Annotated in this window: 12 protein-coding genes; 2 read left to right on the top strand and 10 right to left on the bottom strand. The window is 69.3% G+C overall.

Annotated features, from left to right (window positions below; genetic code table 11):
* Positions 1–33: 33 nt before the first annotated feature.
* From AC1DNF_RS09995 to AC1DNF_RS10010, 4 genes are all read right to left on the bottom strand, one after another.
* Positions 34–1008: a Bug family tripartite tricarboxylate transporter substrate binding protein gene (locus AC1DNF_RS09995; RefSeq protein WP_478148411.1), complete on the bottom strand. Its 975-nt coding sequence runs from the start codon at positions 1006–1008 to the stop codon at positions 34–36.
* A gap of 79 nt (positions 1009–1087) precedes the next feature.
* Positions 1088–1852: an SDR family oxidoreductase gene (locus AC1DNF_RS10000; RefSeq protein ID WP_478148412.1), complete on the bottom strand. Its 765-nt coding sequence runs from the start codon at positions 1850–1852 to the stop codon at positions 1088–1090.
* The gene (locus tag AC1DNF_RS10005; RefSeq protein WP_478148413.1) at positions 1849–2577 is read right to left on the bottom strand and encodes a fumarylacetoacetate hydrolase family protein; all 729 of its coding nucleotides are present in this window, start codon (positions 2575–2577) and stop codon (positions 1849–1851) included. The genes AC1DNF_RS10000 and AC1DNF_RS10005 overlap by 4 nt, the downstream gene beginning before the upstream one ends.
* 19 nt (positions 2578–2596) lie before the next feature.
* Entirely contained in the window at positions 2597–3550 is a 954-nt protein-coding gene (locus AC1DNF_RS10010) for a 2-hydroxyacid dehydrogenase (RefSeq protein ID WP_478148414.1), read from the bottom strand.
* Between the two features lie 101 nt (positions 3551–3651).
* Between AC1DNF_RS10010 and AC1DNF_RS10015 the strand changes: the two genes are divergently transcribed.
* Positions 3652–4824, top strand: coding sequence for a citrate synthase (locus AC1DNF_RS10015; RefSeq protein ID WP_478148415.1), 1173 nt, complete (start codon positions 3652–3654; stop codon positions 4822–4824).
* 10 nt (positions 4825–4834) lie between these two features.
* Here the strand turns inward: AC1DNF_RS10015 and AC1DNF_RS10020 are convergent, their stop codons facing one another.
* The 4 genes from AC1DNF_RS10020 to AC1DNF_RS10035 are packed head-to-tail and all read right to left on the bottom strand — an operon-like array spanning position 4835 to position 8683.
* Positions 4835–5383, bottom strand: a complete 549-nt coding sequence (locus tag AC1DNF_RS10020) for a histidine phosphatase family protein (RefSeq protein ID WP_478148471.1) — start codon at positions 5381–5383, stop codon at positions 4835–4837.
* Positions 5380–6177: an adenosylcobinamide-GDP ribazoletransferase gene (locus tag AC1DNF_RS10025; protein WP_478148416.1), complete on the bottom strand. Its 798-nt coding sequence runs from the start codon at positions 6175–6177 to the stop codon at positions 5380–5382. The genes AC1DNF_RS10020 and AC1DNF_RS10025 overlap by 4 nt, the downstream gene beginning before the upstream one ends.
* Positions 6174–7217, bottom strand: coding sequence for a nicotinate-nucleotide--dimethylbenzimidazole phosphoribosyltransferase (gene cobT, locus AC1DNF_RS10030; protein WP_478148417.1), 1044 nt, complete (start codon positions 7215–7217; stop codon positions 6174–6176). Before cobT ends, AC1DNF_RS10025 begins: the two co-directional genes overlap by 4 nt.
* Positions 7214–8683: a cobyric acid synthase gene (locus AC1DNF_RS10035; RefSeq protein WP_478148418.1), complete on the bottom strand. Its 1470-nt coding sequence runs from the start codon at positions 8681–8683 to the stop codon at positions 7214–7216. Before AC1DNF_RS10035 ends, cobT begins: the two co-directional genes overlap by 4 nt.
* 123 nt (positions 8684–8806) lie before the next feature.
* On the opposite strand from AC1DNF_RS10035, the gene AC1DNF_RS10040 reads away from it, so the two are divergent.
* Positions 8807–9010, top strand: a complete 204-nt coding sequence (locus AC1DNF_RS10040; RefSeq protein ID WP_478148419.1) for a hypothetical protein — start codon at positions 8807–8809, stop codon at positions 9008–9010.
* A gap of 39 nt (positions 9011–9049) precedes the next feature.
* Here the strand turns inward: AC1DNF_RS10040 and AC1DNF_RS10045 are convergent, their stop codons facing one another.
* Positions 9050–10540 (bottom strand): efflux transporter outer membrane subunit, encoded by a 1491-nt coding sequence (locus AC1DNF_RS10045; RefSeq protein ID WP_478148420.1) that lies wholly within the window; start codon positions 10538–10540, stop codon positions 9050–9052.
* A 25-nt stretch (positions 10541–10565) separates the two neighbouring features.
* Complete coding sequence (locus tag AC1DNF_RS10050; RefSeq protein WP_478148421.1) at positions 10566–13835, bottom strand: efflux RND transporter permease subunit; 3270 nt, start codon at positions 13833–13835, stop codon at positions 10566–10568.
* Between the last annotated feature and the right edge of the window lie 21 nt (positions 13836–13856).

Raw genomic sequence — 13856 nt, forward strand, 5'->3', positions numbered from 1 at the left:
CCGCCGCGCCTTCTGAGCCCCTCGCCCACGGAATCACTCCGCTGCGATGCCCGCCTCCTTCACGACCTTGCCCCACTTGGCGAGATCGGACTTGATCAGCGCGGCGTACTCCTGCGGCGTTCCGCCCTGGATCTCGACCCCGGCAGCCTCCAGCTTGGCGCGCACATCAGGCAGCTTCAGCGCCGCGTTGATCTCGGCATTGAGCCTGGCAACGATCGCCTTGGGCGTGCCGGCAGGCGCCAGGAAGCCGCCGTTCGTGTTGGCGTCGTAGCCCTTGAGCCCCTGTTCGTCCGCGGTCGGAACATCCGGCAGAGACGTCGATCGCTTGCGGGTCGACACCGCGATGGCGCGCACGTTGCCGGCTTTCACCTGCGACTGCATGGCGCTGATCGTGTCGATGTAGAGCGCGGTGCGCCCCGCCATCAGATCGGGCTGGGCGGCGGAAGAGCCCTTGTAAGGGATCAGCAGCATGGGCACGCCGCTCGCCATGCGGAACATCTCCGCCGCCATTTCCTGTGCACTGCCGCGTCCGGAGGTGGCAACCTTGGCCTGGTCCGGATTGGCCTTCATCCAGGCCACGAACTCGGGCAATGTCCTGGCGGGAATCTGCGGGTAGATCGCGAACACCAGCGGAACCTCGTGCGTGTAGACGATGGGCTCGAAGCTCTTCTCGGGATCCCAGCCCAGGTTCTTGAACAGGAACTTGTTGATGTTGTGGCTGCCGCCCACGATGCCGATCGTGTAGCCGTCGGGTGGCGACTTGGCGAGGACATCCGTGCCGAGATTGTTAGATGCGCCGGGCCGGTTGTCGACGATCACCGCCTGCCCCATCGAGTGGGCGATCTTGTCTCCGACGACGCGGGCAATCGTGTCGATCGCGCCGCCGGGCGGGGCGGGCACGATGATCTTGATGGCGTGCGTCGGGTAGGCCTGGGCCGATGCCAGGACCGGCACCACGGCCAGGGACGCCGAGACGGCAAGGACCTTGAACAGGGATATGAGTTGCATGGGAGTCTCCTTCTTGGGTATGTCGATCGTCACGATGCGCCGGCGGGCTCGTCGATGCCCGTGGCCTTGCACTTCGCTCTCAGCCGCGCCCGACGAAGGGCATGGCGCTGGCCATGATGGTCATGTTCAGCACGTTGGTTTCCAGCGGCAGCGCCGCGATGTGACGCACGGCATCGGCGATGTGCTTCGCGTCCATCATGGGTTCGGGGGCGACCGTGCCGTTGGCCTGCAGCACGCCGCGCGTCATGCGCTCGGACAGCTCGGTCAGCGCATTGCCGATGTCGATCTGGCTGGCCACGATGTTGAATGCCCGGCCGTCCAGTGCCAAGGCCTTGGTCAGGCCCGACACCGCATGCTTGCTCATGGTGTAGGGCGCGGTAAAGGGGCGCGGCGTGTGCGCCGAGATCGAGCCATTGTTGATGATGCGCCCGCCCTGCGGCGATTGGCGGCGCATCAGCCCGAAGGCCGCGCGCGCGCACAGGAACACGCCGCTCACGTGGGTGTTCAGCACGCTGAACCACCTGTCCAGAGGCAACTCGTCCATGGGCACCGCGGGCGCGTTCACGCCGGCGTTGTTGAACAGCAGATCCAGTCGACCGAAGCTGCGCTCGATCGTGTCGAACAGCGCCTGCACGCTGTCCGGCTCGCACACATCGGTGGGCACGGCCATCGCGGTCTGGCCACGCGCCTGCGCCTCGGCCGCGAGCGCCTGCAAGGGCTCGGCACGACGGCCCGCCAGCACGACGCTGAAGCCGTCGTTGAGCAGACCGAGGGCCACGGCGCGACCGATGCCGCTGCCCGCGCCGGTGACCAGGGCGATCTTCCTGGGAGTGATTGCATTCAAGTGGAGACTCCTGTGATGGGTGTTGAATGTCCGTGGCTGGCGCTGCCGACGGTCATGGAGAACTGGCCGATGCCCCCCACTCCCCCGCTCACGACATCGCCGGGTTGCAGTGGGCCCACGCCCGCGGGCGTGCCGGTGTAGATCAGGTCGCCGGGCGCCAGCGCCACCGACCGCGACAGCATCGCCACCAGTTCGGGCACCGGCCACAAGAGGTCGGACAGGTCGGCGCGCTGTCGTTCGACGCCGTTCACCGCCAGCCATACGGCTCCCTGCCTCGGATGGCCGCAAGTGGCGACCGGCATCAGTGGCGTGCAGGGGGCCGAGCCGTCGAAGGCCTTGGCGGCCTCCCAGGGCCCCCCTGCACGCTTGGCTTGCTGCTGCAGGTCGCGCCGCGTGAGATCCAGTCCCGCCGCATAGCCCCAGATGTGATGCGGCTCGACCTGCGCCGGATCGATGTCCCGGCCGCCACGACCGATGGCCACGACCAGTTCGATCTCATGGCAAAAGTCGCCGGTGCACGGCGGATAGGGCAGGACGCCGTGCGCCTGTATCACAGCGTTGGCGGGCTTCATGAACCAGGCCGGCATGTCCTGCGGCGTTGCCTCGCCGAGGCTCCACGCGTAGTTGCGGCCGATGCAGTACACGCGGCCCACGGGAAAGACGGCCGCGCTGCCCACCACCGGCACGGTGGTCGGCGCAAGCGCCGGAAATACGAGATTCGTCATGGGCGGGCTTGCCATCGGCTCAGGTGGTCAGGCTCATCGTCGGGCGTTCGCCTGCCAGGGCCTGGGCGAGGCTGTCGAGCACCATCTCGCCCATGGCGGTTCGGGTCTCCCAGGTGGCGCTGGCGCGATGGGCCTGGAGGGTCACGCTGTCGGACTGGCGCAGCGTCAGGGGGACGCGAGGTTCATCGACGAAAACGTCCAGGCCCGCGCCGGCAATGCGACCGGCGGCCAGCGCCGCTGTCAGGTCGGCCTCGTCGACCAGACGGCCGCGAGCGACATTGACCAGGAAGCCGCGGGGGCCGAGCGCTTCGAGGACGGCCGCGTTGACGATGCCCTCGGCCTTGTCCGCCGCGGCGCACAGAACCAGCGCGTCGGAATCACGCGCGAGCTCCACCAGCTTCGGTACGAAGCGGTGCGCAATGTCGTCCATGGGGTGCAGGTCGGTATAGCTGATCGGGCAGCCGAAGGCCGCGGCCCGGACCGCGACGGCGCGGCCCACCCGGCCCATGCCGACGATTCCAACGCGCATGCCGCTGAAGCGGCGCGCGAGCGGGATGGCGCTCGGCTGGGGGCGAAGTTCCCACTGGCCGTCGCGCACGAAGCGGTCGCCGGCACACAGGTTGCGGCAAGCGGCGATCAGCAGGCCGATGGCCAGGTCGGCCACGTCCTCGGTCAGCGCACCCAGGGTTGCGGTGACGGGCAGGCCACGGCCCCTGCAGTACGCCAGATCCACCGCGTCGGTGCCGACGCCGTTGACGGCCACGACCTTGACGCCGGGCAACTGTTCCAGCATCGGCCGAGAAACGCCGGTGTGCCCGCCGGTGATCACGGCGTCGATGGTGGGGCCATGTTCACGCAGCCAGGCCTCAGGGTCGGTGGCCTCGAAGTACTTGTGGACCGTGTAGAGCGATGCGAGCTCGTCGTTGATCGAGGGGATCAGGATCGGATTGAGTTGGAGGACCCGGGGTTTCATATCGATTCGGCGGTCTGGAGGATGGATGCATGTTAGAAATCGATTGATATAAACGTCAATATTGACGTATAAAATCAATATATAAATTCCTGTTTCCGACCATGGCTTCCTGGATTTCGATGGACGAGGCATGCCGCCTCCTCGGGGTGCGGCCTCAGACGGTCTACGCCTACGTGAGCCGCGGCAAGCTGGAAGTCATGCCCGACTCCACCGACACGCGCCGCAGCCTGTACCGTGCCGAGGATGTGGCGGGCCTGGCCAAACGCAAGCAGGCCGGCCGCAAGCACGAGACCCTGGCCGTCAACACCCTGTTCGGCGCGGAGCCCAGCATTCCGACGGCCCTTTGTGCGTTCTTTCGCGGGCGCCCGTACTACAAGGGCCAGGATGCGGTGCGCATGGCCGGGTCCGCCAACCTGGAAGATGTGGCTCGGCTGTTGTGGGGCGCCGAGCAAGCCATCGACTTCTCGTGCGCCACGCCGATGCGCTCGCGCGAGCCCGGACGGGTCGCTGCGTTCACTGCCTTGGCGAGCCTGGCGGCCGCCGGGCATTCCACGCATGGACGTCTGACCCGGGTGCTGCACGACGAGGGCCAGAGCCTGGTGGGTCGGCTGGCCAACGCTTTCGGCGCCCAGCCGGGGCGCCAGCCGCTGCACCTGCGCTTTGCGCAAGGGTGGAAACAGCCGACCCCGGTGGCCGAGATGCTGCGAACGGCCATGGTGCTGCTGGTCGATCATGAGTTGACGAGTTCGGCCTTCGTCGCGCGCATCGCGGCTTCGACGGGCGCCTCGCTGCCGGCATGCCTGCTGGCCGGCCTGAGCACGCTCTCGGGCCCCTTGCATGGCGATGCCTCGGGCCGCGTCCAGGCGCTGTTCAGCGAGGTGGAACGGCTGGGCGAGGAACAGGTGGTGGCCCACTACCTGTCGACCGGCTTGCCCTTGGCGGGATTCGGCCACCATCTCTATCCCGATGGCGATCCGCGCGCGGCCGCCTTGCTCGCATTGTTCGAGCCCCCGGAGGTGATCGCGCGCTTCATCCAGAAGGTGACGAAGCTGACCGGTCTGCAACCCAACATCGACGTGGCTCTGGCCGCCCTGGTCGCCCACCATCGGCTGCCTGCCGATGCGGCCTTTGGCCTGTTCGCGACGGCGCGCAGCGTCGGGTTGCTGGCGCACAGCCTGGAACAACTGGCCGTGGCGCAAGTGATCCGCCCACGCGGGCGCTATGTGGGCCCGATGCCCGACATGCCGCAGGGCGCCCGATCGCAGGCGGCCTAGCCTCGGGGCCTCAGAGTTCGATCGTCACCCACTCGCCGAAAGCGATCGGCCGCCCCGGCCACTGGTCGGCGCGCTCCACGCAGCGCACGCCTTCGCGCAGCAGCCATGCGGCGCGGATCACACCGGCATGCGTGACCCATACCGCATCGCGCCCGGCATCGCGCCAGTCATCGAAGGCTTCCCCGACCCGCCGCATGAACTGGCGCGTGCTTTCGCCGCTGCCGCCGGCGCGCATGTCGGCGAAGTCGCGCGTCCAGGAATCGAATTCCGCGCGGTCGATGTCGGCCCACGCGCGGCCCTCCCAGGCGCCGAAATCCATCTCCGCGAGGCGCGCATCGCTGCGGACCGCGAGTTGCGGCTGAAGTACCACGATGGCTTGCGCGAGCCCGGCGCAACGCCGCAGCGGCGAGCTGACGAGTTCGGCCGCCGCCTCGAAGTCGCAGGCCACGCGCTCGGCCACGAGCCGCGTCGCTTCGGGATGGACCGCCACATCGGTGCGGCCGTAGCAAAGGCCCGCCGCCGCGGTGGTTTCGGGATGGCGCAGCAGGCGCAGCTTCATGCGCGCCACGCGAGGACGAGGTAGATCGCGATCTCGCAGACCTGCTGCGTCGCGCCGAGTCCATCGCCGGTGAAGCCGCCGAGCCGGCGCCGCAGCAGCCGCGCCATGTACACCGCGCCGAGCATGCAGGCCACCATGCCCGCCAGGCCCTGCGGCACGCCGTGCGCCGCCAGAACCAGCGCAGCCGCCGGAAGCGACCACAGCACCCCCACCAGCAAGGCGCCGCCGCCGATCGCCTCGGCCAGCGGCTTGGTCTTGCTCGCCGCGCCCTCGCCACCGACATAGGGCAGGAATCGGATCAGGAACAAAGGTGCCAGCCTCGAGAGAACATGCGCGCCGACGAGCGCGGTCGCGACGGCGATGGCGCCCTGCCCCGCCAGCACCGCCAGCAGCGCGAGCTTCAGGCCGAGCGCCAGCACCAGCGCGATCGCGCCGAAGGCGCCGATGCGCGAATCCTTCATGATCTCCAGCGCCCGCGCGCGATCGGCCGAGCCGCCCAGGCCGTCGACGACATCGGCCAGGCCGTCCTCGTGAAAGGCACCGGTGACCATCACCGTCGCCACGGTCGACAACAGGGCCGCCGCCAGCGCGCCCGCCACGCCCGGCAGTCCCGCCTGCGCGAGCACGAAGACGCCGGCGCCGATCGCGCCGACCAGCCAGCCCACACCGGGGAAATGCGCCGCGCTGGCCCGCAGCATCTGCGGGCTGAAGCCGACCCAGCCGGCCAGCCGTCCCATCACCGGGATGCGGGTGAAGAACTGCAGCGCCAGCAGGAAGTGGCGCACGCCGTTCATGCCTTGTCCTGACGCGATACGCCCGCGGATTCGAAGCTCGCCATCTCGCGCAGGATGCGGCAGGCCGATTCGAGCAGGGGCCACGCGAGCGCCGCGCCCGACCCTTCGCCCAGGCGCAGTCCGAGGTGCAGCAGCGGCTGCAGCCGCAGATGGTCCAGCATCAGCCGATGGCCAGGCTCGGCCGATTCGTGCGCCGCGATGCAGCGCTGGCCGACATGCGGCCGCAGCGCCTGGGCCACCAGCACGGCGGCGCCGGCGATGAAGCCGTCGACCACGATCACGCGCCGCTCGTGCGCCGCCTGCAGCACCGCGCCCACCAGCGTCGCGATCTCGAAACCGCCGAAGGCAGCGAGCGCCTCGAGCGGCGCGGCGGCATCGGTGTGCAGCGCCAGCACCTGCCGCAGCACCTTGCGCTTGTGCTCGCGCCCCGCGGCGTCGAGCCCCGTGCCGGCGCCGGTGCAGGCATCGATGTCCTGCCGCGCGAGGCGCGCCAGCAGCAGCGAGGCCGCGCTGGAATTGCCGATGCCCATCTCCCCCAGCAGCACGGCATTGCCCGGCAGCTCGCGCATCAGTGCCATGCCATTGGCAATGGCTTGCTCGCATTGCGCCGCGCTCATCGCCGGGCCCAGCGACGCGTCCGCCGTGCCGGCGCCGACCTTGCGAACCAGGAGCCCGTCGCGCGGCGCGAAGTCATGCCGCACGCCGCAATCCACGACGGTGAGCGCGAGTCCGTGCTGCCGCGCCAGCACGCTGACGGCCGCGCCGCCGGCCAGGAAGTTCTCGACCATCTGCCAGGTCACGTCGCTCGGATAGGCCGACACGCCGCGCGCGGCGAGGCCATGGTCGCCCGCGCAGACCAGCATCTGCGGCGCCTCCAGCGAAGGCGACTCGCTGCCGAGGATCGATCCGAGGTGCAGCGCCAGCGCTTCCAGCCGGCCCAGGGCGCCCAGCGGCTTGGTCTTGCCGTCGAGCAGTTGTTGCAGCCGCGCGGCGAGCGCGGGGTTGTCGAGGTCGTCGACGGTGGGCAATGCGAGTGTCATTCGATCAGGGAGGGCAGGACGCCCGCTTCAAAGTGGGAATCGATGTGGTCGGCGAGGCCGTCGAACACGCTGTCGAGCGTCCGCGCGGAAATGCCGAACAGCGCGTGCAGTGCGGCCGGGTCCTCGAACAGTCCATGCAGATAGAGCCCGAGCACGTTGCCGGCGTCGTTCTGCCATGCCAGTTCCTCGGGCATGACCATCGCGGCGCGCTCGCCGGCCGCGGCCATGGCCGGGTGTTCGGCCGTCCGGCCGTGGTGGATCTCGTAGCCCCGCACGGCAATGCCGGACAGCACGGCCCAAGGCCCGGTGAGCGTGGCGAAACGGGCCTCGCGGTGGCGCACCGTCTTGTCCGGCGCGAAGAGCGTGACCAGCGGCAGCAGGCCGAGGCCCGGCCCGTTGCCATCGACGCCGTGGGGATCGATCAGCGCCTCGCCCAGCATCTGGAGACCGCCGCAGACGCCCAGCACCGCCCCGCCCCGCTCCGCGTGCGCGGCCACCGCGCGGTCCAGGCCCTGCGCGCGCAGCCAGGCCAGGTCGCCGCTCGTGTGCTTGGAACCGGGCAGGATGATCCAGTCCGCACCGGCCACGTCGGCCGGGCTGCGCGCCCAGCGCAGGCGCACGCCGGGCACGTTCTTCAGCGGCTGGAATTCGTCGAGGTTGCTGATATGCGGGTAGACGATCACCGCGATGGTGAGCGTCACTTCGCCGGGCGAGGTGCTGCGGTCGTCGAAGACCCCGTCTTCCTCGGGCAGGCCGTGCTGCCACCACATTGGCAGCGTCGCGACGGTCGGGATGCCGGTCAGTTCCTGCAACTGCCGCGGCGCGGGCGCCAGCAGCGCGGCATCGCCGCGAAACTTGTTGAGCACGAAGCCCGCCAGCATGGCCCGGTCCGCCTTCGGCATCAGCGCCCAGGTCCCGTAGAGATGCGCGAAGGCGCCACCGCGGTCGATGTCGGTCACCAGCAGGCAGCGCGCGCCCGCGTGCCGGGCCACGCGCAGGTTGACGATGTCGCTCGCCATCAGGTTGATTTCGGCCGGCGAGCCGGCGCCCTCGATCACCACCACGTCGTTCTCCGCGCGGAGTTCGTCGAGCGCCCGCGCGATCTGCGGCCAGACGCGCTCGCTGCGGCCGCGCCAGGGCAGCGCCGTCAGGTCGGCGCTCACCTGCCCCATCAGGATGACCTGGCTGTGCGTGTCGCGCTCGGGCTTGAGCAGCAGCGGGTTCATGCGCACCTCGGGTTCGGCGCCGGCCGCGAGCGCCTGGAAGTACTGCGCGCTGCCGATCTCGCCGCCCGCCACCACGCGCGCGTTGTTGCTCATGTTCTGGGCCTTGAAGGGCGCCACCCGCAGGCCCTGCCGCGCATACCAGCGGCACAGCGCGGTCGCCAGCCAGCTCTTGCCGGCGCCGCTGGTGGTGCCGAGGACCATGACACAGCGTGCCGGGGCGCGTCCCGCAATTGAATTCATGCGCGGATTGTCCTTTAGCCGCAGCCGGATCAGCCGGGCGTGCGATATTCCCGCCTCTTTGAATCCGAGCCGGCCCTTCGACCGTAACGCCGGGTGAACAACAAGGACAGGCAACCCGGTCACATGGCAGCAGCACGCGACATAGCGCTCACGGTCGAGGAGCGCGAGGACAATCAATTCTTCTGGGTCCTCATCGAGGCGGTCGACAAGGAGGACGCGGAGGAGATCCACTACGGCCGGATCCATTCGGCCACATCACCCCAGAGCACTTACGCCAGCGCGCTCGTGATGGGAGCGAGCGCGTTGCGCCGCCTCGCCGGCGCCTGAACTGCGCCCTCCCCCTCATGGGGCAGGGAGCAAGACGACTCAGCGGGCCGCGACCTGCGCCGCCGCCTCGGGCGTCGCCGCGCCGACGGCGGCCGGGGCTTCCCAGCCGCCACCCATCGCGCGAATCAGCCCGACCGTGGCCTGGTACTGGGCCGAGCGCACCTGCAGCGCCTGGCGCCGGTTCTGCAGTTCCTGGCGGCGCGCATCCAGCAGATCGAGCTGGCTCACGAAGCCATTGCGGTAGCGCGAATCCGACAGCGCGGTCGCGCGCGTGGCCGATGCCACCGCCTTCGCCTGCACCTCCGATTGCTGTTCCAGGATGCGCAGCGAGGACAACTGGTCTTCCACGTCCTGGAAAGCCCCGAGCACGCTCGCCCGGTAGCTCGCGAGCGCGCCGTCGAGCTGCGCCGAGGCGCTCTGCACGCCGGCCTCGCGGCGCCCGCCATCGAAGAGCGGCAGCGACAGCAGCGCACCGATGCCCCAGGACCGCGCCGACCACTTGAAGAGATCGCCGGCGTCCGAAGAGGCGAAGCCGCCGTTGCCCGTCAGCGAGATGCTCGGGAACCATGCGGTCTGCGCGACGCCGACGCGGGCCTGCGCCGCGTACACGGCCTTCTGCGCGGCCGAGACATCCGGGCGGCGCGTCAGCACCGTGGCGGGCACGCCCGCCGGAATCGCCGGCAAGGCGGTCGACCACTCGTCCGCCTTGAGGGCGAAGCTGGTCGCCGTCTCGCCCGTGAGCACCGCCAGGGCGTGCTCCAGCTGGGCGCGCTGGCGGTCCAGCGTCAGCGCTTCGGATTCGGTGGCCGCCACCTCGGTCTCGACGCGCACCACATCCAGTTCGGCCAGATCGCCCGCCTCGTTGCGCCGCTTCACCAGCCGCAACGTGTCGGCATAGGCGTCGACGGTCTGGCGCACCAGCGCGCGCTCGGCGTCCACCGCGCGCAGCGACAGGTAGGTCTGCGCGGTCTGCGCCTGCACGAGCAGGCGCGTGCTCTGCAGCAGGCCCTCGCGGGACTCGGCGTCCAGCCTTGCGGCATCGGTGGCGCGCGAGAGTCGGCCGAAGAGGTCCAGCTCGTACGAGAAGTCGAGGCCCGCGGTGAGCAGGGTCGCCGGCCTGGTGCTCAAGGTCGTCGGCAGGCCCGCCTCACGAACCGCGCCACCGCTCAGGCCGACCTGCGGCGAGCGATTCGCATCCGTGCTGCGCAGCACCGCGCGCGCTTCCGCCAGGCGGGCGGCGGCGGACTGGATGCTGGTGTTGCCGGCGCCGGCCTTCTCGACCAGGCCATCGAGCACCGGGTCGTTGAACGCGCGCCACCATTGCCCGCGCGGCTGCGCTTCGGCGGGCCGGGCCTGCGTCCACTTGCCGCCGGCCGGTGCGGCCGCGGCCTGCTCCTTGAACTGCGCCGGCATGTTGAAGGCCGGCAATTCGGCCGGGGCGGTCGCGCAGCCGACCAGAACCAGCGCTGCCATCAGCGGCAGCAGCGCGGCGCGCCAGGGCCGGCCCGAGAGACTTGATTGCGATTTCATGATCGTCTTCCTTGATGGATCCGGGTCACAGGATTTCATGCGACGTGAGCGGCGCGGCAGGCTGCGGATGCAGGCCTGCGCCACCCCCTGTCGGCGGGTGCGGCTGCGCGGGATGGTCGCCCGACACGAACGCGTCGATGTGCGGCACCTCGCCATGCAGCTTGAGCGGCTTGTTGCCCGCCAGTCGGCGCAGCAACACGTAGAACACCGGCGTCAGGAACAGGCCGAAGGCCGTCACCCCGATCATTCCGGAGAACACCGCCACGCCCATGGCCTTGCGCATCTCGGAGCCCGCGCCGGTGGAAAGCACCAGCGGCAGCACACCCATCACGAAAGCCAGCGAGGTCATCAGGATCGGGCGCAGGCGCAGGCGGCTGGCCTCGATCGCGGCCTGGATCGGCGTTCGCCCGGCGAACTCCAGCTCGCGTGCGAACTCCACGATCAGGATCGCGTTTTTCGCGCTCAGCCCGACCAGCACGATGAGCCCGATCTGGGTGAAGACGTTGTTGTCACCCCCCGAAATCCATACGCCCGTCATCGCGGCGAGCAGGCCCATCGGCACGATCAGGATGATCGCGATCGGCAGCGTCAGGCTTTCGTACTGCGCGGCCAGCACGAGGAACACCAGGAGCATCGCCAGCGGGAACACGAGGACGGCGGAGTTGCCGGCCAGGATCTCCTGGTAGGTGAGCTCGGTCCACTCGAAGCTGATGCCCTTGGGCAGCGTTTCCTTCGCAATGCGTTCGATCGCCGCCCGCGACTGTCCCGACGAGTAGCCCGGCGCGGGCCCGCCGTTGATGTCGGCCGCCAGGTAGCCGTTGTAGCGCATCGCGCGCTCCGGGCCGAAGGTCGAGTTCACCTTCATGAGCGCCGACAGCGGCACCATCTCGCCGGTGGTCGAGCGCACCTTCAGCAGGCCCACGTCCTCGGCACGGGCGCGATAGGGCGCATCGGCCTGCACGCGCACGCTGTAGGTGCGGCCGAACTTGTTGAAGTCGTTCGCATACAGGCTGCCGAGGTAGATCTGCATGGTGTCGAAGATGTCCGTCACCGGCACGCCGAGCTGGCGCGCCTTGGTGCGGTCGATGTCGGCGTAGAGCTGCGGCACGTTGACCTGCCAGCTCGTGAACATGCCGGCCAGCTCGGGCGTCTGGTAGGCCTTCGCCATGAAGGCCTTGACCGCCGCGTCCATCTGCTCGTAGCCGACCGACGCGCGGTCCTCGATCTGCAGCTTGAAGCCGCCCGTGGTGCCCAGCCCCGCCACCGGCGGCGGCGGGAACATCACGATGAAGGCGTCCTGGATGCCAGCGAACTGCTGGTTGAGCTGGCCCGCGATGGCGCCACCGCTCTGGTCGGCGCGCTTGCGCTCCTCGAAAGGCTTGAGCGACGCGAAGACGATGCCCGAGTTCGAGCTGTTGGTGAAGCCGTTGATCGACAGGCCGGGGAAGGCGATGGCGTCCTGCACGTTCGGGTTCTTCTTCATGATCTCGCCCATGCGCTCGATCACCTCCTGCGTGCGGTCGAGCGTGGCGCCGTCGGGCAGCTGCGCGAAGCCGATCAGGTACTGCTTGTCCTGCGCCGGCACGAAGCCGCTCGGCACCGCCTTGAAGAGGCCGAAGGTGACGCCGATGAGCGCCAGGTAGATCACCAGCATCAGCGACTTGCGCGAGATCACGCGCTTGACCCCGCCGCTGTACGCCTCGGAGCCGCGGTGGAAGAACCTGTTGAAGCCGCGGAAGAGCCAGCCGAAGGCCTTGTCCATGCCGCGCGTGAGCGCGTCCTTGGGCTGATCGTGCCCGCGCAGCAGCAGCGCGGCGAGCGCCGGCGACAGCGTGAGCGAATTGATCGCCGAGATCACCGTCGAGATCGCGATCGTGACCGCGAACTGGCGATAGAACTGCCCCGTGAGACCGCTGATGAAGGCCAGCGGAACGAACACCGCGACCAGCACCAGCGCGATGGCGATGATGGGCCCGGAGACCTCGCGCATGGCGCGGTAGGTGGCCTCGCGCGGCGTCAGCCCGGCCTCGATGTTGCGCTCGACGTTCTCGACCACCACGATCGCGTCGTCCACCACGATGCCGATCGCCAGCACCAGCCCGAACAGGCTCAGCGCATTGATCGAGAAGCCCAGCAGGTGCAGCACGGCGAAGGTGCCGATCACCGACACCGGCACCGCCAGCAGCGGGATGATCGAGGCGCGCCAGGTCTGCAGGAACAGGATCACGACCAGCACCACCAGCAGGATGGCTTCGAGCAGCGTGTGGATCACCGATTCGATCGATGCGCGGACGAACTGCGTCGGGTCGTAGGCGATGCGGTACTCCACGCCCTCGGGCATGTTCTTCTGCAGCTCTTCCATGGTCTTGCGAACGTTGGAGGAGATGTCGAGCGCGTTCGAGCCCGGGGCCTGGAACACGCCCATGCCGACGGCCGGGTCGTTGTTCAAGAGCGAACGCAGCGAGTAGTCGGCCGCACCCATCTCGAGCCGACCGATGTCGCGCAGCCGCGTGATGGCGCCGTCGGCGCCGCTCTTGACGATGATGTCGCCGAACTCTTCCTCGCTCTGCAGGCGCCCCTGCGCATTGATCGAGAGCTGCATGTCCGCCGTCGATCCCGGAGACGCGCCGACCACGCCGGCCGCGGCCTGCACGTTCTGGCCGCGAATGGCAGCCACCACGTCGCTGGCCGAGAGACCGCGCTGCGCCACCTTCTGCGGGTCGAGCCAGACGCGCATCGAATAGTCGCCGCCGCCGAAGATCTGCACCTGGCCCACGCCCTGGATCCGCGCGAGCGGATCCTTCACGTTGAGCACCGCGTAGTTGCGCAGGTAGTTGATGTCGTAGCGGTTGTTCGGCGACACGAGGTGGACCACCATCGTGAGGTCGGGCGCGCTCTTGACCGTGGTGACGCCGAGCCGGCGCACTTCCTCGGGCAGGCGCGGCTCGGCCTGCGAGACGCGGTTCTGCACCAGCTGCTGCGCCTTGTCGGGGTCGGTGCCGAGCTTGAAGGTCACGGTCAGCGTCATCACGCCGTCGGTCGTGGCCTGGCTGCCCATGTAGAGCATGCCTTCGACACCGTTGATCTGCTCCTCGATCGGCGTGGCGACCGTCTCGGCGATCACCTTCGGATTCGCGCCCGGGTAGGTCGCGCGCACCACCACGGAGGGCGGTGCGACTTCCGGGTACTCGGAGATCGGCAGGCCGCGCAGCGCGATCAGGCCCGATATCAGTATCAGCAGGGAGAGCACGCCGGCAAAGATCGGCCGGTCGATGAAGAACTTCGATAAATTCATGATGATTGCCCAGGGGTGGGG

The organism is Variovorax sp. 01T432, assembly GCF_056398605.1.

Excerpts from the sequence above, each read along its gene's own strand:
- AC1DNF_RS10005 (WP_478148413.1), bottom strand. The coding sequence starts at position 2,577 with ATGACGAATCTCGTATTTCCGGCGCTTGCGCCGACCACCGTGCCGGTG.
- AC1DNF_RS10040 (WP_478148419.1), top strand. The coding sequence starts at position 8,807 with ATGGCAGCAGCACGCGACATAGCGCTCACGGTCGAGGAGCGCGAGGAC.
- AC1DNF_RS10050 (WP_478148421.1), bottom strand. The coding sequence starts at position 13,835 with ATGAATTTATCGAAGTTCTTCATCGACCGGCCGATCTTTGCCGGCGTG.
- AC1DNF_RS10010 (WP_478148414.1), bottom strand. The coding sequence starts at position 3,550 with ATGAAACCCCGGGTCCTCCAACTCAATCCGATCCTGATCCCCTCGATC.
- AC1DNF_RS10015 (WP_478148415.1), top strand. The coding sequence starts at position 3,652 with ATGGCTTCCTGGATTTCGATGGACGAGGCATGCCGCCTCCTCGGGGTG.
- AC1DNF_RS10035 (WP_478148418.1), bottom strand. The coding sequence starts at position 8,683 with ATGAATTCAATTGCGGGACGCGCCCCGGCACGCTGTGTCATGGTCCTC.
- AC1DNF_RS09995 (WP_478148411.1), bottom strand. The coding sequence starts at position 1,008 with ATGCAACTCATATCCCTGTTCAAGGTCCTTGCCGTCTCGGCGTCCCTG.
- AC1DNF_RS10020 (WP_478148471.1), bottom strand. The coding sequence starts at position 5,383 with ATGAAGCTGCGCCTGCTGCGCCATCCCGAAACCACCGCGGCGGCGGGC.
- AC1DNF_RS10025 (WP_478148416.1), bottom strand. The coding sequence starts at position 6,177 with ATGAACGGCGTGCGCCACTTCCTGCTGGCGCTGCAGTTCTTCACCCGC.
- cobT (WP_478148417.1), bottom strand. The coding sequence starts at position 7,217 with ATGACACTCGCATTGCCCACCGTCGACGACCTCGACAACCCCGCGCTC.
- AC1DNF_RS10045 (WP_478148420.1), bottom strand. The coding sequence starts at position 10,540 with ATGAAATCGCAATCAAGTCTCTCGGGCCGGCCCTGGCGCGCCGCGCTG.